This is a genomic window from Mesorhizobium sp. M7A.F.Ca.CA.003.01.2.1 (assembly GCF_003998945.1).
GTDB classification, from domain to species: domain Bacteria; phylum Pseudomonadota; class Alphaproteobacteria; order Rhizobiales; family Rhizobiaceae; genus Mesorhizobium; species Mesorhizobium ciceri.
This window is the reverse complement of record NZ_RZRA01001317.1, coordinates 1-1,119: the sequence shown is the minus strand read 5'-3', so window position 1 is coordinate 1,119 and position 1,119 is coordinate 1. Positions and strand designations below refer to the sequence as shown.

At 60.7% G+C, this 1,119-nt stretch carries 1 protein-coding gene; it reads right to left on the bottom strand.

All coding sequences use genetic code 11. From position 1 onward, the window contains the following. Nucleotides 1-156: 156 nt before the first annotated feature. Nucleotides 157-1,023, bottom strand: coding sequence for a twin-arginine translocase subunit TatC (tatC, locus tag EN969_RS32315; RefSeq protein ID WP_013531297.1), 867 nt, complete (start codon nt 1,021-1,023; stop codon nt 157-159). Nucleotides 1,024-1,119: the final 96 nt, after the last annotated feature.

Genomic DNA, 1,119 nt, shown 5'->3' with positions numbered 1-1,119 from the left:
TTCGGGCTGAGGGGGGGGGAGACCTAAAAAAAAAAACCCCGCCTCTACGGCGGGTCGCTGGCGCAAGTCAGCACCATACCGAGAATCATAGCATAGCTGCCCTCACCAGGTCAAGAAAAAATTCCTATCGAGACTGGCCAGACGCGGCGGCGCCGTTCAGGTGGAGGACGCGTCCGCCGGCTTCTTCTCGGCGACCTCTTCCGCCGCGTCCTGCTTCTCGCGTGCCACGCGCTGCTTTTCCTGATCGCGCTCGATCAGCCGGGCAGCCCAGATGGAGACCTCGTAGAGAAGGATGGTCGGAATGGCGAGGCCGATCTGGCTCATCGGATCGGGCGGCGTCAGCACCGCCGCGACGACGAAGGCGATGACGATCGCCCATTTGCGCTTCTCGGCCAGCCCCTTGGACGACAGCATGCCGACGCGTGTCATCAGGCTGGTCACCACCGGCAGTTGGAACACCAGGCCGAAGGAGAAGATCAGCGTCATGATCAGGCTGAGATATTCCGACACCTTTGGCAGCAGTGAAATCTGCACCTGATCGTCGGTGCCGGCCTGCTGCATGGCGAGGAAGAACCACATCACCATCGGCGTGAAGAAGAAATAGACCAGCGACGCACCCATCAGGAACAGGATTGGCGACGCGATCAGGAACGGCAGGAAGGCGTTGCGCTCGTTCTTGTAGAGGCCGGGCGCGATGAATTTGTAGATCTGCGTGGCGATCAGCGGAAAGGCGATCACCATGCCGCCGAACATGGCGAGCTTGACCTGCGTGAAGAAGAATTCCTGCGGCGCCGTGTAGATCAGCTCGACCTTGTGCGGATCGAGGCCTGCCCACTGCGTCGCCCATTTGAACGGGACGACCAGAAGGTTGAACAGCTTCTTGGCGAAGAAGAAACAGACCAGGAAGGCAACGAAGAAACCGCCCAGCGACCAGATCAGCCGCCGGCGCAGCTCGATCAGATGCTCCATCAGCGGCGCCGACGATTTCTCGATCTCGTCCTTTTCGGTGTCCGAAACGCTCACTTGGCGGCTCCAGCCGTCTTCTTGGCCGCCGGCTTCTTGGCCGCAGCAGGTTTCGGTTCGATTTTCGCCCCCGTCTTGGTCGCTACGGTCTTGGAC